Source organism: Streptomyces sp. NPDC101165, from assembly GCF_044768135.1.
Taxonomy (GTDB): Bacteria; Actinomycetota; Actinomycetes; order Streptomycetales; family Streptomycetaceae; genus Streptomyces.
The window spans coordinates 221,308-239,563 of the sequence record NZ_JBIWPG010000008.1 but is presented as its reverse complement, the minus strand read 5'-3'; the positions used below and the strand labels follow the sequence as shown (position 1 = coordinate 239,563).

The 18,256-nt window shown below is 70.8% G+C and carries 14 protein-coding genes; 7 read left to right on the top strand and 7 right to left on the bottom strand.

The window, feature by feature from the left end; translation table 11 throughout:
• Nucleotides 1-36: 36 nt before the first annotated feature.
• From ACIRVH_RS19205 to ACIRVH_RS19190, 4 genes are all read right to left on the bottom strand, one after another.
• Nucleotides 37-1,758 (bottom strand): glycoside hydrolase family 13 protein, encoded by a 1,722-nt coding sequence (locus tag ACIRVH_RS19205; RefSeq protein ID WP_403954527.1) that lies wholly within the window; start codon nt 1,756-1,758, stop codon nt 37-39.
• Between the two features lie 158 nt (nt 1,759-1,916).
• Entirely contained in the window at nt 1,917-2,822 is a 906-nt protein-coding gene (locus ACIRVH_RS19200) for a sugar ABC transporter permease (protein WP_403954524.1), read from the bottom strand.
• Nucleotides 2,823-2,841: 19 nt separating this feature from the next.
• Nucleotides 2,842-3,846, bottom strand: a complete 1,005-nt coding sequence (locus ACIRVH_RS19195) for a carbohydrate ABC transporter permease (protein WP_403954521.1) — start codon at nt 3,844-3,846, stop codon at nt 2,842-2,844.
• 97 nt (nt 3,847-3,943) lie between these two features.
• The gene (locus tag ACIRVH_RS19190; RefSeq protein WP_403954519.1) at nt 3,944-5,215 is read right to left on the bottom strand and encodes an extracellular solute-binding protein; all 1,272 of its coding nucleotides are present in this window, start codon (nt 5,213-5,215) and stop codon (nt 3,944-3,946) included.
• Nucleotides 5,216-5,651: 436 nt separating this feature from the next.
• Here ACIRVH_RS19190 and ACIRVH_RS19185 point away from each other — a divergent pair, with 436 nt between their 5' ends.
• On the top strand, nt 5,652-6,686 hold the full coding sequence (locus tag ACIRVH_RS19185) for a LacI family DNA-binding transcriptional regulator (protein WP_403954516.1): 1,035 nt from the start codon (nt 5,652-5,654) through the stop codon (nt 6,684-6,686).
• 68 nt (nt 6,687-6,754) lie between these two features.
• Nucleotides 6,755-7,621 (top strand): phosphatase PAP2 family protein, encoded by an 867-nt coding sequence (locus ACIRVH_RS19180; RefSeq protein WP_403954513.1) that lies wholly within the window; start codon nt 6,755-6,757, stop codon nt 7,619-7,621.
• A 28-nt stretch (nt 7,622-7,649) separates the two neighbouring features.
• On the opposite strand, the gene ACIRVH_RS19175 is transcribed toward ACIRVH_RS19180, so the two are convergent.
• Nucleotides 7,650-10,652, bottom strand: coding sequence for a bifunctional [glutamine synthetase] adenylyltransferase/[glutamine synthetase]-adenylyl-L-tyrosine phosphorylase (locus ACIRVH_RS19175; protein ID WP_403954510.1), 3,003 nt, complete (start codon nt 10,650-10,652; stop codon nt 7,650-7,652).
• 883 nt (nt 10,653-11,535) lie between these two features.
• Here ACIRVH_RS19175 and ACIRVH_RS19170 point away from each other — a divergent pair.
• From ACIRVH_RS19170 to ACIRVH_RS19150, 5 genes are all read left to right on the top strand, one after another.
• Complete coding sequence (locus ACIRVH_RS19170) at nt 11,536-11,976, top strand: VOC family protein (RefSeq protein WP_403954508.1); 441 nt, start codon at nt 11,536-11,538, stop codon at nt 11,974-11,976.
• 107 nt (nt 11,977-12,083) lie between these two features.
• Nucleotides 12,084-12,971, top strand: a complete 888-nt coding sequence (locus ACIRVH_RS19165; protein WP_403954505.1) for an alkaline phosphatase family protein — start codon at nt 12,084-12,086, stop codon at nt 12,969-12,971.
• Between the two features lies 1 nt (nt 12,972).
• Entirely contained in the window at nt 12,973-14,250 is a 1,278-nt protein-coding gene (locus tag ACIRVH_RS19160) for an MFS transporter (protein ID WP_403954502.1), read from the top strand.
• Complete coding sequence (locus tag ACIRVH_RS19155; RefSeq protein WP_403954500.1) at nt 14,247-15,266, top strand: TolB family protein; 1,020 nt, start codon at nt 14,247-14,249, stop codon at nt 15,264-15,266. Before ACIRVH_RS19160 ends, ACIRVH_RS19155 begins: the two co-directional genes overlap by 4 nt.
• A 30-nt stretch (nt 15,267-15,296) precedes the next feature.
• Entirely contained in the window at nt 15,297-15,716 is a 420-nt protein-coding gene (locus ACIRVH_RS19150; RefSeq protein WP_403954498.1) for a VOC family protein, read from the top strand.
• A gap of 31 nt (nt 15,717-15,747) precedes the next feature.
• Here ACIRVH_RS19150 and ACIRVH_RS19145 read toward each other — a convergent pair whose 3' ends face one another.
• Together ACIRVH_RS19145 and ACIRVH_RS19140 are read right to left on the bottom strand one after the other, a co-directional pair.
• Nucleotides 15,748-16,791, bottom strand: coding sequence for an NAD(P)-dependent alcohol dehydrogenase (locus tag ACIRVH_RS19145; RefSeq protein WP_403954496.1), 1,044 nt, complete (start codon nt 16,789-16,791; stop codon nt 15,748-15,750).
• 117 nt (nt 16,792-16,908) lie between these two features.
• Nucleotides 16,909-18,147 (bottom strand): glycoside hydrolase family 3 N-terminal domain-containing protein, encoded by a 1,239-nt coding sequence (locus ACIRVH_RS19140; protein WP_403954493.1) that lies wholly within the window; start codon nt 18,145-18,147, stop codon nt 16,909-16,911.
• Nucleotides 18,148-18,256 lie beyond the last annotated feature (109 nt).

Sequence of the window (18,256 nt, the reverse complement as noted above, 5' to 3'; positions counted from 1 at the left end):
CGAAAGAAGTTGACGGAAGAAGTTATCGAGCGGTGATCACGCGGTCGTCCACCACACGGTCGTGTCGGCCGGCACCTTCGCCTCGCCGTCGGCCTCGGTCACCTCACCGCTGGCGAGCAGGACACGGCCGTGCGACGGGGTCGTCACGGACTCGCCGGTGGTGTTCGCGACACACACGAACTCGCCCCGGCGGAAGGCCAGGACGCCCTCCGGCGCGCGCAGCCACTCGACCGCCTCGCCCGCGCCCAGGTCGGGCTGCGACCGGCGGATGCCCAGCGCCGAGCGGTACAGCTCCAGCGTCGAACCGGGGACCCCCGACTGCGCCTCGACACTCAGCTCGGCCCAGGCCGACGGCTGGGGCAGCCAGCTGCCGCCGCTGCCGAACCCGTACGAGGAGCCCTCCCGGGTCCACGGGATCGGCACCCGGCAGCCGTCGCGGAAGCCGTCCTGGCCGGCGCCGCGGAAGAACGCCGGGTCCTGGCGCACCTCGTCGGGCAGGTCCACGACGTCCGGAAGGCCCAGTTCCTCGCCCTGGTAGACGTACGCCGAGCCGGGCAGGGCCAGCATGAGGAGGGTCGCCGCGCGGGCCCGGCGCAGGCCCAGCTCGCGGTCGCCCGCCGTGCGGATCTGGGTGCCGAGACCCGCGGGGTTGGCGAAGCGCGTCGAGTGCCGGGTGACGTCGTGGTTGGACAGGACCCAGGTGGCGGGGGCGCCGACCGGGCGCATCGCCTCCAGGGTGCGGTCGATGACCGTCCGCAGTTCCTTCGCGTCCCACTCCGTACCCAGGTACTGGAAGTTGAAGGCCTGGTGCAGCTCGTCCGGGCGGACGTAGTTCGCGGTGCGCTCGACGGTCGGGGTCCACGCCTCGGCCACGAAGATGCGCCCGCCCGTCTCCCGCCACCGCCCTTCTGCGGAAGGCCCTTCGGGCCCCATTTCATTTCCGGCGTACTCGTCGAGGACCACGCGCCACTGGCGGTAGATGGCGTGCACGCCGTCCTGGTCGAAGAACGGCATGACATCGTTGCCCAGCAGCTTGAGCTGGTCGTGGGAACCCAGGTCCGGGAGGCCGTCGGCCTTCACCAGTCCGTGGGCGACGTCGATGCGGAAGCCGTCCACGCCCATGTCCAGCCAGAAGCGCAGGATGGAACGGAACTCGTCGCCGACCGCCGGGTGCTCCCAGTTGAAGTCGGGCTGCTCGGGGGCGAAGAGGTGGAGGTACCACTCGCCGTCCTCGACCTGGGTCCAGGCGGGGCCACCGAAGATCGACTCCCAGTCGTTCGGGGGGAGTTCGCCGTTCTCGCCCTTGCCGGGGCGGAAGTGGTAGCGCTCACGCAGGGGCGAGCCGGGGCCCTCGGCGAGGGCGCGCTTGAACCACTCGTGCTGGTCCGAGGAGTGGTTCGGGACCAGGTCGACGATGACCCGCAGGCCCAGCTCGTGGGCGTCACGGATCAGTGCGTCGGCGTCGAGCAGGTTGCCGAACATGGGGTCGACGGCGCGGTAGTCGGCGACGTCGTAGCCGGCGTCGGCCTGCGGGGAGGCGTAGAAGGGGCTGAGCCACACGGCGTCCACGCCGAGGTCACGCAGGTACGGGAGTCGGGAGCGTACGCCTTCCAGGTCGCCCATGCCGTCGCCGTTGCTGTCGGCGAAGCTGCGCGGATAGACCTGGTAGATCACCGCCTCCCGCCACCAGTCGCGGTGCTTGGCGACGGTGGCGACGGCGGAGTCGTCGGCCGGGGCTGCAGAGTGCTGCTGGCTCATGGCGTCCTTGATGCTTAAGAGAGTTCGGGTCATGGCGTGGGTACGGCGACAGGGGCCAGGGGGTGTGCGAGGCGGCCGCGGTGTCAGCGGGGTCGGATGGACACCGCGGCCGCCTACCCGCGCGGACAGGCGCGCGGGAGCTCGGTGCGGAAAGGGCCTCAGCCCTTGGTGCCGCCTGCGGTGAGGCCGGTGACGAGGTTCTTCTGCACGAGGTAGAAGAACACCGACACGGGTATCGCGATCAGCACCGCGGTGGCGGCCATGTAGTTCCACTGCGCGTCGTGCTCGCTGACGAAGGTCTGCAGACCGACGGCGAAGGTGTACTTCGAGTCGTCGAGCATGAAGGTGGTCGCGAAGGCCACCTCGCCGACGGCGGTGATGAAGTTGTAGAAGGCGGCGACGGCCAGCCCGGGGCGGGCCAGCGGCAGGATCAGCCGGAAGAAGGTGCCGAAGGGGCTGAGCCCGTCCACCCGTCCGGCCTCGTCGATCTCGAAGGGGATGGTGTCGAAGTACCCCTTGAGCAGCCACGCGCTGTAGGGCACGGCGGTGGTGCAGTTGATGACGATCAGCGACCAGTAGGTGTCGATGAGCCCGAGTTCGCTGAAGATCTCGTACATCGGCACGATCAGGATGGCGATCGGGAAGGCCTGGGTGAGCAGCAGCACCCACATCAGCGACTTGTAGCCGGGGAAGCGCATGCGGGAGACCGCGTATCCGGTGGTCGCGGCGACGAAGACACCGATCAGGGTGGTGCCGCAGGCCACGATCATCGTCGACTTGAACCAGTCGAAGAAGGCGGTGTGCTCCAGCACGAAGCTGTAGTTGGAGAAGGAGAGCTTGCCGGCGATCCTGCCGGGGTGCAGGTAGTCGTCCTTGTCCGGGCCGAGGGACAGGAAGAACAGCCAGGCCACCGGGGCCAGTGCGATGAGGCTCGCGACGACGAGGCCGCCGTGCAGGAGGGCGGCGCCGAGCGGGCTGCGCTCGCCGCGTCGGCGGGTGCGGCGCGGGGCCGGTGCGGTGGGGGCGGGCCCGGCCTCGGTCTTTTCGAGGGTCGTGGTGCTCATGGCGGCGGCTCCTGCGGCGTCAGACGGCGAGCTGGTCATTGCGCTTCAGCCAGCGGAAGTAGAAGGAGGTGAAGACGGTCAGGATCGACAGCAGCAGGACGCCGTACGCGGCGGACTGGGCGAAGTCGCGCGGCTGCTGTCCGAAGCCCAGGAAGTAGGCCCAGGTCACGAGGATCTGGGCGTCGGGCGCGCCGGTGGGGCCGAACAGCAGGAAGATGATCGCGAACTGGTTGAAGGTCCAGATGATGCCGAGCAGCACCACGGTGGAGCTGACCGAGCGCAGGCCGGGCAGGGTGACGTGCCGGAACTGCTGCCAGGCGCTGGCGCCGTCCATCTCCGCGGCCTCGTAGAGCGTGGAGTCGATGGACTGCAGGCCGCCGAGCAGCGAGAGCATCATGAACGGCACACCGCACCAGGTGTTGACCATGATCGCGGCGAACCGCTGCCAGAAGGTGTCCTCCAGCCACTGCGGCTGGGGCAGGTGGAGGGCGCCGAGGAACTGGTTGAGCACGCCGGAGTCGGCGAGCATGATCCGCCAGGAGAAGACGGTGACGAAGGTCGGCACGGCCCAGGGCAGGACCAGCATCAGCCGGTAGAAGGTGCGGCCGCGCAGCTTCTGGTTGAGCATGAGCGCGAGGCCGAGGCCGATCGTGTAGTGCAGGAACACACAGGCCGCCGTCCAGAAGACGGTCCACAGGAAGTGCGACCAGAAGCGGTCGTACGAGGTCGGGCCGAACAGGATGTCCTTGTAGTTGTCCAGGCCGATGAACTTGTAGGTGGCGGCGATGTGGTTGACGCCGATCGTGCGCGCCGAGTTGAGGCTGTTGGCGTCGGTGAGGGTCAGGTAGAGACCCCGCAGCAGGGGGTAGCCCACGATGACACCGAGCACGATGACCACCGGGGCGATCATCGCGTAGGCGTACCAGTGCTTCTGGTAGCCGTTTCTGATGCGCTGCCCCAGCCCGGGCCGAGGCGCGCGGTCACCGCGGCGCTTGCCGGTCGCGCGGTCGATGGCGACTGTCATGGTTCGACACCTTCTGATGGTTCAGGGGTTGGGCCGGGCATAGGCCGATGGCCGCCGGATCCTTCCCCCCTCGGGAGAATCCGGCGGCCACGCGGGCTTACTTGCTGAAGTCGGGCACCAGCTTGGCCATGGCCAGCTCGGCGTTGCTCAGACCCTTGTCCAGCGACTCCTTGCCGCCGGCGATCTTGGGCAGCTCGGTGTCCAGCGGACCCCACAGGGAGCTGTACTCGGGCAGCGCCGGGCGGGGCTGGGCGGCGCTGAGGACGCCCTGGTAGCCGGCGATGCCGGGGTCGGCCTTGACCTGGGCGGTGTAGGCGTCCGAGCGGGTGGGCAGCGTGGAGTTCTTCAGGGCGATGGTCTCCTGGGACTTCGCCGAGGTCATGAACTGCACGAGCTTCAGCGCCGCGGCCTGGTGGGCCTTGTCGGAGCCGGCGTAGACCGCGAGGTTGTGGCCGCCGGTCGGGGCGCCCGCCTTGCCGGAGGAGCCGGCCGGGACGGTGGCGATGCCCAGGTTGGACTTGTCCGAGAAGGCCGAGCCCTTGTAGAAGTTCGTGATCTCCCAGGGGCCCTGGACGATCGCGGCGACCTTGCCGTTGACGAACGCGTCCTGGATGTGGGCGTAGGCGTCGGCGGTGGTGTCGGCCTTGTGCAGGCCCTTGCCCGAGAACAGGCTCAGCCAGGTGCCGTAGGCCTTCTTGGCGGCGGCCGAGTTCACGGTGATCTTCTTGGCGGTGGCGTCGACGGTGTCGGTGCCCTCGCCGTAGAGGAAGGACTGGGCGTAGTAGGCCTGGGTGGAGCCCCAGTAGCCGTCGACCTTCGTCTTGGCCTTGATCTTGGCGGCGTCGCTCTTCAGCTCGTCCCAGGTCTTGGGGGCCTCGGTGATGCCGGCCTTCTTGAACAGCGCCTTGTTGTAGACCAGGGCGAGGGTGTCGGTGACGAACGGCACGCCGTAGGTCTTGCCCTCGTACTGGGCCTGCTTGATCAGGTTCGGCTGGAACTTGGCCTGGTCGGTGAGGGCCTCGGTGCCGTCCAGCGGCAGGAAGTAGCTCTTCTTCGCGAAGGCCGGGGTCCAGCCGACCTCGGAGCGCAGCACGTCCGGGGCGCCCTTGGAGCCGGCGGCGGTGTCGAACTTGTTCTGCGCCTGGTCGAAGGGGACGTTGACGTACTTGACCTTGATGTTCTTGTTGGCGGCCTCGAACTGCTTGACCAGGGCCTTGTACGTCGGCGCCTCGTTCGTGGCGTTGGAGGTGTCCCACCAGGTGATGGTGACCGGGCCGTCCGACTTGCTGTCGCTGTCGCTCCCGCCGCACGCCGTCGCCGCCAGGGCGAGGGACGCCACCAGCGCGGAGGCCGCTATGCCACGCCGCATGAGTTCTCCTTGAGGGTTAAAGCCCGTGTGATGCAGGGAGGGTCCCGTCCGCCGTCCCCGCGGTCTTGCCGACTGCGCCGTTGCGGCCGCCGGGCGACTGGAACGTAACAGCGATGTAAGCCTTGCGAAAGACCTTGCAGAAAAAAAGTGCAAGAGAACACGGGGGTTACCTCGGCGTGACCTGCACGGAACCGCTTTGCGACACAGACGCCGCCGTTCAGTGGGTTGACGGACAACTGTGCAAGACTCTGCAAGGCCTTGCCATGTGTTTCAGGTACCCGGATCATTTCCTTGCGAAGCGGGACAGCGGCCGCACCTACAGCCAGAAGGACGAGGGAGCGCGATGACGCAGCAACCCACAGCGGGCCGCGGGACCGCGCGCGGACGGCGTCCGGTCGGTGTCCAAGGGGAGAAACGACCGGTACAGTCCGGTGTCGTGACCACACGGCTTGCCGACATCGCAGCGCAGGCGGGGGTGAGCGAGGCGACAGTCAGCCGGGTCCTGAACGGGAAGCCGGGCGTCGCCGCCACCACCCGCCAGTCCGTGCTCGCCGCGCTGGACGTGCTCGGCTACGAGCGCCCGGTACGACTGCGGCAGCGCAGCGAGGGCCTGGTGGGCCTGATCACCCCGGAGCTGGAGAACCCGATATTCCCGGCGCTGGCCCAGGTCATCGGCCAGGCACTGACCAGACAGGGCTACACCCCCGTGCTCGCCACCCAGACCCCGGGCGGCTCGACGGAGGACGAGCTGACCGAGATGCTGGTGGACCGCGGGGTGGCGGGAATCATCTACATCTCCGGACTGCACTCCGACACCACCGCCGACATGCAGCGCTACGAGCGGCTGCGGGCGCAGGGCGTGCCGTTCGTCCTGGTGGACGGGTTCTCGCCGAAGGTGCAGGCGCCGTTCATCTCCCCCGACGACCGGGCCGCGATGACGCTGGCGGTGACGCACCTGGCGTCGCTGGGCCACACCCGGATCGGCCTCGCGCTCGGCCCGAAGCGGTTCGTGCCGGTGCAGCGCAAGATCGAGGGCTTCGTCCGGGCCATGCAGGACCAGTTGGGGCTGAACGCCCAGACGATCGAGACCGAGCTGATCCAGCACTCGCTGTACACGCTGGAGGGTGGCCAGGCGGCCGCGACCGCGCTGATCGGGCGCAGCTGCACGGCGGTGGTGTGCGCGAGCGACATGATGGCGCTCGGTGCTATAAGGGCCGCCCGGCAGCTGGGCCTGGAGGTGCCGCGTGAAGTGTCCGTGGTGGGCTTCGACGACTCCCCGCTGATCGCCTTCACCGACCCGCCGCTGACCACGGTCCGCAAGCCGGTCCCGGCGATGGGTCAGGCCGCGGTGCGCACGCTGCTGGAGGAGATCGGCGGGACGCCCGCGCCGCACAGCGAGTTCGTGTTCATGCCGGAGCTGGTGGTGCGGGGTTCGACCGCTTCGGCACCGAATGTCCTCCGTATGTCGTAGAACGTGCGGGGTGGACCCAACCTTGGGATGATCTGGCGAGGAAGCCTTTTCTGGCAGACTCTGTGCCTATGAGTGACTCGACCGTGACAGAACCGGAAGGTCGCGAGGAGGTGGCCGTTCCGCAGGCCGTCACGGGCGAGGACAGCCAGGGTCTACGGCATCGGCTGCGCCGCCCGCGCAGGCCCCGGTTGTGGTTCGAGATCCTGCTCATCGGGGTGAGTTACTGGACGTACTCCCTGATCCGCAACGCGGTCCCGGAGCAGAAGGCCCAGGCGCTGCGCAACGCCGACTGGGTCTGGCGTCTGGAGCACCGGCTGGGCGTCGCCGTCGAGGAGGCAGTCAACCACGCCGTGAACTCGGCGAATTGGCTGATCATCGGCATGAACTACTACTACGCCACACTGCACTTCGTGGTCACGCTGGGTGTGCTGGTGTGGCTGTACCACTGGCATCCCGGCCGCTACGCGGCGACCCGGCTGGCCCTGTTCGCGACCACGGGCGTGGCGCTCGTCGGCTACTACCTGTTCCCGCTGGCCCCGCCCCGGCTGATGAACGGCGGCCGCTTCGTGGACACGGTGATGGTGCACCACACCTGGGGCTCGATGGCCTCGGGCGACCTGAAGCACATGTCGAACCAGTACGCGGCGATGCCGTCCATGCACATCGGCTGGTCGCTGTGGTGCGGGCTGACCGTCTTCGCGCTGGCGTCCGTGCCGTGGGTACGGGTGCTCGGCCTGCTCTACCCGGCGAGCACACTGCTGGTGATCGTTGCCACGGCCAACCACTTCTGGCTGGACGCGGTGGGCGGCGTCCTCTGCCTGGCCTTCGGTTTCACGGTGGCCCGGCTCTGGTACGGCAGCCTGCCGCACGCCCTGCCCAGGCTGGTGCCGGCCCCGGCCCGGACCGCCGCGCCGGCTCGGCTCCCGGCCGCGTAGAAGGCTCGGCGTCCGTCCGGTAGAAGGCTCAGCTCCCGTCCGCGTAGAACAAGTCCTTCACGACCGTGCGCGCCCTTCGGGTCGTACGGCGGTAGGCGTCCAGCATGTCCCCGGCGTGCCCGGCGCCGTAGCCCAGGGCGCGGCCGACCGCGGCCAGCTCGCGGGGTTCGGTCGGGAAGGTGTCCCCCGCCCGGCCGCGGACCAACATGACCGCGTTGCGCACCCGGGTGGCCAGCACCCACGCCTCGTCCAGCACCGCCGCGTCCTCGGCGGCGATCAGCCCGACCGCGTGGGCGTGGGCCAGGGCCTCACGGGTTCGGGTGGTGCGCAGGCCGGGCTCGTGCCAGCCATGGCGCATCTGGATCAGCTGGACGGTCCACTCGACGTCGGACAGGCCACCGGGACCGAGCTTGGTGTGCAGCCGGGGGTCGGCGCCGCGCGGCAGGCGCTCGGCCTCCATCCGTGCCTTCAGCCGGCGGATCTCGCGCACCGCGTCGTCGCCCAGGCCATGCTGCGGATAGCGCAGCGGGTCGATCAGCTCGGTGAAGCGGCGGCCCAGGTCCTCGTCCCCGGCGACCGGCTCGGCCCGCAGCAGCGCCTGCGACTCCCAGACCAGGGACCAGCGGCGGTAGTACGCCTCGTACGAGTTCAGGGTGCGCACCAGCGGCCCGGACTTGCCCTCGGGGCGCAGGTCCGCGTCGATGAGCAGCGGCGGGTCGGCGCTGGGCAGCTGCAGAAGGCGGCGCATCTCGGCGACGACCTTGTTCGCGGCCTCCGCGGCCTCCCGCTCGTCCACGCCGTCCTGCGGCTCGTGCACGAACAGCACGTCGGCGTCGGAGCCGTAGCCCAGCTCGTGCCCGCCGAAACGGCCCATCCCGATGATCGCGAACCGGGTCGGCAGGGTGTCGCCCCAGCCGGCGCGGACCACCGCGCGCAGGGTGCCCGCGAGGGTGGCCGCGGTCAGGTCGGAGACGGCGGCACCGACCCGGTCCACCAGGGCGCCCTGGTCGGCCTCGGCGGGGCTGGTCTCGGTGCCGTACGAGGAGACGATGTCCCCGGCGGCCGTACGGAACAGCTCGCGGCGGCGGACCCCGCGGGCCGCAGTGACGCCCTGCTCGGCGTTCTCGGCGCGGCGCACGGCGGCGAGGATCTCCTGCTCCAGCGGGGCGCGCTCACGCGGATCCAGACCGCCGCCACCGTCGCCGTCGCCCAGCAGGGCCACCGCCTCCGGGGCGCGCATGAGCAGGTCGGGGGCGAGCCGGCCCGCCGACAGGACGCGGGCCAGGTTCTCGGCGGCCGCGCCCTCGTCCCTGAGGAGCCTGAGGTACCAGGGGGTCTTGCCGAGCGCGTCGGAGACCTTGCGGAAGTTGAGCAGGCCGGCGTCCGGGTCGGCGGAGTCGGCGAACCAGCCGAGGAGCACCGGCAGCAGGGTGCGCTGGATGGCCGCCTTGCGGGTCACGCCGGAGGCCAGGGCCTCCAGGTGGCGCAGGGCCGCGGCCGGGTCGGCGTAGCCCAGGGCGACCAGCCGCTCGCGGGCCGCCTCCGCGCTCAGCCTGGCCTCGCCGGGGGCGAGTTGGGCCACGGCGTCGAGCAGTGGGCGGTAGAAGAGCTTCTCGTGCAGCCGGCGTACGACACCGGTGTGCCGCTTCCACTCGCGCTGCAGCTCGGCCACCGGGTCGGTGCGCAGGCCCAGGGAGCGGCCGAGGCGGCGCAGGTCGGCCTCCGCCTCGGGGACGAGGTGGGTGCGGCGCAGCCGGTAGAGCTGGATGCGGTGCTCCATGGAACGCAGGAAGCGGTAGGCCTCGTCGAGGCGGGCGGCGTCCTCACGGCCCACGTAGCCGCCGGCGGCGAGTGCCTGGAGCGCGTCGAGGGTGGTGCCGCTGCGCAGGGAGGGGTCGGTGCGGCCGTGCACCAACTGGAGGAGCTGGACGGCGAACTCGACGTCCCGCAGGCCGCCCGGGCCGAGCTTCAGCTCGCGCTCGATCTCCGCTGCGGGGATGTTCTCCACCACTCTGCGGCGCATCTTCTGCACGTCGGCCACGAAGTTCTCGCGCTCGGCCGCCTGCCAGACGAGGGGTTCGAGCGCGTCGACGTACGCCTGGCCCAGGGTGGTGTCCCCGGCCACCGGGCGGGCCTTGAGCAGGGCCTGGAACTCCCAGGTCTTGGCCCAGCGCTGGTAGTAGGCGAGATGACTGCTGAGGGTGCGGACGAGGGGGCCGTTGCGGCCCTCGGGGCGGAGGTTGGCGTCCACCGGCCAGATCGAGCCCTCGACGGTCGTCTCTGAGCAGATCCGCATCATGTGCGAGGCCAGCTTGGTCGCGGACTTGAGCGCCTTGCCCTCGTCCGCGCCCTCGGCCGCCTCGGCCACGAAGATCACGTCCACGTCCGAGACGTAGTTCAGCTCGTGGCCGCCGCACTTGCCCATCGCGATCACCGCGAGGCGGCAGACCGCGGCGTCCCCCGGTGCCGCGGCCACGGCCAGGGCCAAGGCCGCACGGAGGGTGGCTGTGGCGAGGTCGGCCAGTTCGGCGGCGGTCTCATGGAGGTCCGTGGTTCCGCACACGTCACGTGCCGCTATCGACAGCAGACACCGGCGGTAGGCCACGCGCAGGGAGATGGGGTCGACGGCCTCGGCCAGGCCGCGCTCGAACTCCTCCACGCCGGGGTGCAGGTCCCGGGGCTCGTAGGTGACCAGGGCCTGCCAGTCGCTCGGGTGGCGGGCGAGGTGGTCCGCGAGGGCGGCGGAGGCGCCGAGGACGCCCAGGAGTCGGTCGCGGAGGGGCTTGGCCGCTATCAGGGTGTCCAGCAGTTCGCGGCGGGCGGTGGGCGCGGGCTGGGACTCCAGAAGGCGGACCAGGCCGTGCAGGGCGAGGTCCGGGTCGGCGGTGGCGCCCAGAGCCTCCAGAAGGAAGGGGTCGTCGCGGAGGGGGGCCAGTTCACCGCTCTCCAGGAGACGCTCGGCGGCGGAGGGATCCGTGAAGCCGTGCCGCAGCAGTCGCGTGAAGGTACTGCTCCTGCGCCCCGGCGTCATCCGTGGCCTCCCCTGGATCTCGGTCGTCCTGGCCAGAGCCTAACCGCAGAGGGCGCCTGCGGCGCTTGGGCGGGGCTGTTGTGGGGGTGAGTTGTGCCTGCGGCGCTTGGGCGGGTGTGTTGTGCCTGCGGCGGGCTGGGCGGCTCCCTTGCGCGGATGCGGTGTGCCTGCGGCGGGCTGGGCAGTGCGTCGCGGGGTGTGCCCTGCCTGCGCCGGGCCGCGCGGGTGCGTGGTGGGCGCTCCTCGCCCGCGGTGGCCTGCGCGGGCGCGGTGCGGCTTGCGCCCTGCGCCCTGCGCCCTGCGCCCTGCGCCTGCGCGGCCCGGACGGGTGCGTGGAAGGGCGCGCTCCTCACCTGCGGCCGCCCGTGTGGGTGCGTTGCGCCCTGCCTGCGGCGCCCGTACAGGTGCGTGGTGCGTTGCGCCATGCCTGCGGCGGCCCCTGCGGGTGCTTCGTGGCTTGGGTCGCGCCCGCTGTGGTGGGTGGGTCGGGGCCGCGCCGGGTGGTGTCCGTCCTCGGTCCGGCGGACTGTGGGGCGAGTCGTGACCGAGTTATCGCCGGCCGCTGCGGGCGGACACCACCCGGCACGTCCCCCTCCCGCCGTGCGCGGGTGCGGCGTCGCGGGGGTCCGCGGTACGGACGGACGCGTGGTCACCGGCACGCCCCCCTCCCGCCGTACGCGAGTGCGGCGTCGCGAGGGCCCGCGGTACGGACGGACGCGTGGTCACCGGCACGCCCCCCTCCCGCCGTACGCGAGTGCGGCGTCGCGAGGGCCCGCGGTACGGACGGACGGGTGGTCGCAGGTTTTCGGTTTCGGTGGCACCGGGCATCGGTTTCGGCTTCGGTATGGGGGAGATGTTCGGCCGGACGGGGAGGAGTCGTTCCATGGAGATGACGCTCGAGGTGATCCTGCTGCCCGTGTCCGATGTGGACCGGGCCAAGAAGTTCTACCGGGACAAGGTCGGCTTTCACGTCGACCTGGACGGTGAGGTCATGGAGGGCGTGCGGATCGTGCAGCTCACGCCGCCCGGGTCGGGGTGTTCCATCGCGCTCGTCGACGGGCTGCAGGTGCCCACGGGGACGCCTCGGCCGGGGACGTATCACGGGATGCAGCTGTGTGTGACGGACGCCAAGGCCGCGTACGAGGAACTGACCGCGCGAGGGCTCGAGGTGAGTGAGCCGGTGCAGTTCGCGCCTCAGGACGGGGCCACGTTCATGTACTTCAAGGATCCCGACGGGAACGGGTGGGCCATCCAGGAGTACAAGCGGCGGATCACCGAGCCGCTGCATCAGGTGCTCGCCGGACCGGCCCACCGGGAGGAGTAGTTCACGAGGTCTTCATCCTCCGGGTTGAGTGACGTGGGGCGGGGGCATATTGACGTGTGCATGCTCTGTCCGCACCGCCAACCCCGCCCCACTCCCCGGAGGTTGTTGTGTCCGGCAGTTCCGTGTACCGCCGTGCCCGCACCGTCGTGGCGTCCGCCGCGGCCTTCACCGCGGCCGCGTTCGGCGTGTGGACCGGGCTCGGTGGTGAGACCGCGCACGCCGCGGGCGCCGTCCCCAGCCCGGACCACGTGGTCGTCGTGGTCTTCGAGAACCACGCCTACAGCCAGGTGATCGGTTCCTCCAGCGCCCCGTACCTCAACTCGCTCAAGTCCGGCGGCGCCGGCCTCACCCAGTCCTACGCCATCACCCACCCGAGCCAGCCGAACTACTTCGCCCTGTTCTCCGGATCCACGCAGGGGATCACGGACGACAGCTGCTACACCCCGGGCTTCTCCTCGGCGGCGAACCTGGCCTCCGAGCAGATCGCCGCCGGCCGCAGCTGGGCCAGCTACAACGAGACGCTGCCCAGCCAGGGTTCGACCACGTGCAGCAGCGGCAAGTACGCGCGCAAGCACAACCCGTGGTTCGGTTTCAGCAACGTGCCGACGTCGAGCGCGAAGACCTTCGCGCAGTTCCCGACCGACTACTCGACGCTGCCTCAGATGTCGTTCGTGGTCCCCAACCTGTGCAGCGACATGCACGACTGCTCGGTGTCGACCGGTGACACCTGGCTGAAGAGCAACCTGGGCGCGTACGCGACCTGGGCCAAGACCCACAACAGCCTGCTCGTCGTCACCTTCGACGAGGACAACCGGCTCAGCGGCAACCGCATCCCGACGGTGCTGTACGGCCAGCCGGTGGCGGCGGGGTCCTCCTCGTCCACCACCTACAACCACTACGACGTGCTGCGCACCCTGGAGGACACGCAGGGCCTGACGACCCACGCGGGCAACGCAGCCTCCGCCCGGGACATCAGCGGTATCTGGGCGTCCTGACGTGTACGTAGCGGACAGCCGCGCCCACACTCCCGGTGCGCCGGCGTCCGCGGACAGTGCCGTCCGGCCTCTCGCCGGGCGGCGCCGCGCCGTGGTCGCCCCCACGGTCCTCGCCCTCGGCACCGTCAGTCTGGTCACCGACGTGTCGTCCGAGATGGTCACCGCGGTGCTCCCGCTGTACCTGGTGACGGGGTTGGGTCTCTCTCCGCTCGGCTTCGGGCTGCTCGACGGGATCCACAACGGCTTCTCGGCGCTCGTGCGGCTCGCGGGCGGGCATCTCGCCGACCGCGGGGGCGGGCGGCACAAGTGGGTGGCCGGGTTCGGCTACGGCATCTCGGCGCTGTGCAAACCGTTGTTGCTGGTGGCGCACTCGCTCACCCCCATCGGGCTGGTCCTGGCCGCCGACCGCACCGGCAAGGGGCTGCGTACGGCCCCGCGTGACGCGCTGATCTCGCTCTCCAGCACGCCGGAGACCCGGGGCCGCGCCTTCGGCGTGCATCGGGCGATGGACACCGCGGGCGCCCTGTTCGGGCCGCTGGTGGCGTTCCTGATCCTGCGGGCCACGGTGGACGGCTACGACGCGGTGTTCACGGTCAGCTTCTGCGTGGCCGTGTTCGGGGTGCTGGTGCTCGTGCTGTTCGTGCCGGGTGGCCGTCGGGAGGGTGACGCCACCGGGGACGACGCGCGGCCCACCCTGCGCGCCGCGGTGGGGCTGCTCCGCCGGCGCGATCTGCGCCGGATCACCATCTGTGCGCTACTGCTGGGGCTCGCCACGGTCAGCGACTCCTTCGTCTATCTGCTGCTGCAGCGTCGGCTGGGTGTCCCCGACCGCTGGTTCGCGCTGCTGCCGCTCGGCACGGCGGCCGCGTTCCTGCTGCTGGCCGTCCCGCTCGGCCGGCTCGCCGACCGGGTGGGCCGGTGGACCGTCTTCCTGGCCGGTCACGGAGCCCTGCTCGTCGCGTACGCGCTGCTGCTCACCTCCTGGCACGGCGCGGCCCTGCCGTACCTCGTCCTGGCCCTGCACGGCGGCTTCTACGCGGCCACCGACGGGGTGCTGATGGCGGCGGCCTCGGAGGGCGTGCCGGAGGCGCTGCGCTCGTCCGGCCTGGCCGTCGTACAGACCGGGCAGGCGCTGGCCCGGTTCGCCTGCTCGCTGCTGTTCGGCGCCGCCTGGACGGTGTGGGGCGACCGGGCCGCGCTGGTGGGTGCGCTAGTGGCCCTGGCCGGGTGTGCGGCGTTCGCTCTCACCCTGCGCCCGAAAGGCACCGTCACCGCATGACCGTACGCACCCGCATCCTGATCCTGCTCTCGGCCGTCGTCGCGCTGGCGGCGGTCGGGGCGGCGTCCGTCCTGCACGCGTCGGCGCGTGCGGACCGCCGTGACCACACGCAGGCGGGCGGCCCGAAGGTCACGCCGGGCACGGTGTCCCTGACCGGGCACGGCCGCATGGTGTTCCGCAACATGGCGTGGGGACCGCACCGCGACGAGCTGACGACGGTCCCGGCCTCGGACCCGGCCGGGCCACGCACCGCCTCGGGCGTCAAGTGCCTGCGTTTCTACGCCGCTTCGGGCACCGGAGTGTGTCTGCAGGCGGTGCACGGCCCGGTCTCGGACACCTACCGCGCCCTGATCCTGGACGACCGTCTCCGTACCCGGGACCACTACGACGTCCCGGGCATCCCGTCCCGGGCCCGGGTCTCCCCCACCGGGCACTTCGCCGCCTGGACGGCGTTCGTGGGCGGTGACTCGTACGCCGGTACGAACTTCTCCACGCGCGCGGCGATCGTGGACACCCGCACGGGCGAGCTGATCCCGTCGCTGGAGGCCTTCCGGATCGTCAAGGACGGGCACCCGTACCGTGCGGCGGACACCAACTTCTGGGGCGTGACGTTCGCCGCGGACGACCGCACGTTCTACGCGACGCTGGCGACCAGGGGCAGCACCCATCTGGTCCGGGGCGATCTGCGCACGCGCACGGTCACCACCCTGCACGCGAACGTCGAGTGCCCGTCCCTCTCCCCCGACGGCACCCGCGTCGCGTACAAGAAGCGGGTCAAGGGCCTGCCCAAGGAAGCCCCTTGGCATCTGTACCTCCTCGACCTGCGCACGATGCACGAGACTCCCCTCGCCGAGCCGCGGAGCGTGGACGACCAGGCGGTCTGGAAGGACACCCGCACGATCGTCTACGCCCTGCCCGGGGACTACGGCGCGGACCTGTACGAGGTCCCGGCGGACGGGTCGGGGCAGCCGCGGCGGATCAGCAAGGCGGCGGTGTCGCCCGCGTACCTGCGCTGAACGGAGCGGCGGGCGGGACACAGTAGGGGCATGGACGAAACGAACCTTCTGACCCGGGGCCGGGTGGCCACCCGGCTGCCCGCCCAGGACCTGGACCGGGCCCGCCGTTTCTACTCCGAGGTGCTCGGCCTGGAGCCCGTCGACGAACGTCCGGGCGGACTGCTGTACCGGTGCGGGGGCACGGACTTCGTCGTGTTCCGGTCGGCCGGCGCCTCGCCCGGCACCTTCACGCAGATGGCCTGGGAGGTCGAGGACATCGAGGCCGTCGTCTCGGAGCTGCGGCGACGCGGGGTGGTCTTCGAGGAGGTCGACCAACCCGGCTTCCACACCCAGGGCGGCATCGCCGAGATCGAGGGGAACTATCCGAGCAAGGGCGCCGGGGGCGAGCGTGGCGCCTGGTTCCGGGACAGCGAGGGCAACCTGATGGGCATCGGCCAGCCGATCCGCTGACGGAGCACCCGGGCCCCCGCGCGGGCGCCGGTCAGGTGAGCGTCGAGGTGTCGATGACGAAGCGGTAGCGCACGTCCGAGGCGAGCATCCGCTCGAAGGCTTCGTTGATCTTCATGGCCGGGATGATCTCGACCTCGGCGCCGACGCCGTGTTCGCCGCAGAAGTCGAGCATCTCCTGGGTCTCGCGGATGCCGCCGATGAGTGACCCGGCGAAGATGCGGCCGTGCATGATGAGGGAGAGCACGCTCAGTGAGAGCGCTTCGGGCGGAGCACCGACGTTGACCAGGGCTCCGCCCGGCTTCAGCAGCCCGAGGTAGGAGTCCAGGTCGACTCTCGCACTGACCGTGTTGACGATGAGGTCGAAGGCACCGGTGAGCTGCTCGAAGGTGGCCGGGTCGCTGGTGGCGAAGTACTCGCGTGCGCCGAGGCGCAGGCCGTCGTCCATCTTCTTCAGCGACTGGGACAGGACGGTGACCTCCGCACCCAGGGCGTGGGCGGTCTTGACCGCCAGGTGGCCGAGCCCGCCGAGCCCGACGACCGCGACCTTCTTGCCGGGGCCCGCGCCCCAGCGGCGCAGCGGGGAGTACGTGGTGATGCCCGCGCACAGCAGTGGCGCGGCCTCGTCCAGGGCGAGCTGGTCGGGGAGCCGGAGCACGAAGTCGTCGTTGACGACGACGTGCGTGGAGTAGCCGCCCTGCGTGAGGGTGCCGTCCTCGTCGACGGAGCCGTACGTGAGGGTGTTGCCCTTCAGGCAGTACTGCTCCTCGCCCCTCAGACAGGGTGCGCACGCCCGGCAGGAGTTGACCATGCAGCCGACACCGACGCGGTCGCCGGGAGCGTACGCGGTGACCTCGGAGCCGGCCTCGGCGACGACGCCGGCTATCTCGTGGCCAGGCACCATCGGATAGGACGCCGGGCCCCACTCGCTGCGGACGTTGTGGATGTCCGAGTGGCAGATACCGACGTACTTGATCTCTATCAGGACGTCGTGCGGACCCACGTCCCGTCGCTCGACGGTCGTGGGGGTGAGCGGTTCGGTCGCGGACGTCGCGGCGTAGGCGGGAACGGTGAGCACGTGTCCCTCCCGTACTTCGAGGGTGCGTGGTACGCAACGGCGGAACGTATCCACCCTGCGCCACAACCTGGGCCGGAGCCACCGGAGCGGGAGTGTCGGTGCTGCGTCCGCTCGCGCTCAGGAGCAGAGATTCACGTGTCGGACGGCCAGGACGTGCCCCGCCGCGTCGATGAGTCGGCTGCGGGAGAGCTGTCCGCCGGCCACCGCGTTGGTGATCGCCGTTGCGATCGAGGACGTCTGGGCGCCGACGTTGCTCCCCAGGTCGAACAGGACCATGTCGGCACCTGAGCGCAGGGCCTGGACGGCGGCGGCGGGGACGCTGAAGCCGGCGGCGGAGATCGCCTTGGCGCTGAGCGAGTCGGTGATCACCAGCCCCTTGAAGCCCAGCTGGCCGCGGAGCACGGTGTTGATGTCGGTCGGCGACAGGCTCGCCGGATTGGTACCCAGGCCCGGAACGATGTTGTTGGAGACCATGACGGCCGGGGCGCCGGCCTTGATGGCCGCTGTGAACGGCGGGATGGCCACCTTCTGCAGGGTGGACCAGGGCAGGGTGCGGGCGGGGCCGAAGTCGGAGTTGTAACTGGAGCCGCCGAGGCCCGGGAAGTGCTTGACGACGGGTATCACGTGTCCGGCGCGCAGCCCGTTCATGTACGCGACGCCGTCCTGGGAGACCACCGAGGTGTTGCCGCTGAAGGACCGCCATCCGTCGGGGTTGGTCTTGCTGGGGGCCACGTTCCTGCCGTCGACGTCGACCACCGGCGCGAGGTCCATGTTCACCTGGGCGGCCGACATCTTGGCGGCGACCTTCGTGACGTTCTGCTGGATCTGGGCCGGGGTCCAGTGCGCGCCCATGTACGCGGGCCAGGGCAGGGATCCGACGAGGTTGGCCATGCGCTGGATGTCGCCGCCCTCCTCGTCGGTCATCACCAGCAGGCCCAGGTGGCCGGGTACGTGGGTCTTCAGGGCGGTCAGCCGGGAGCCGAGGTCGGACGGTGCCTTGCTGCCGAACAGGATCACACCGCCCGCACCGGCGCTCACCTCGGAGGTGGCGTCGGACACCGAGGTCTCCGACACCGGGACGGCGATGGTCAGCATGGCCAGCCGGCGGTTCGACCACCCGGCCAGTTTCGTGCTGTTGGTGCAGGCGGCGGCTGTGGCGCGGTCCGGAGCGAAGGACGCCGGGGAGCCGGAGGGCGGGGATGCGGTGGGGGTGCCCGTGGGGGTGCCAGCACTCCAGCCCGCCAGGAGCATCGCCGCCACGGCGGTGGCGCTCAGTCGTCTTGCGTTCCCGGCCCGGCCGGGGAGCAGCGGTGGTGCTGTCGTGGTTCTGCGGTCACGGTACGACGGGAGGGTCATCACCTGGCCTCCTTCGGGATGTCGCGACGGTGCCCGTCGCGCTGAGGACCGTAGGAGCTGATGTGGGCTCTACGAAGCGTGAGATGCGCTTCAGCCCACATTTGTTCGG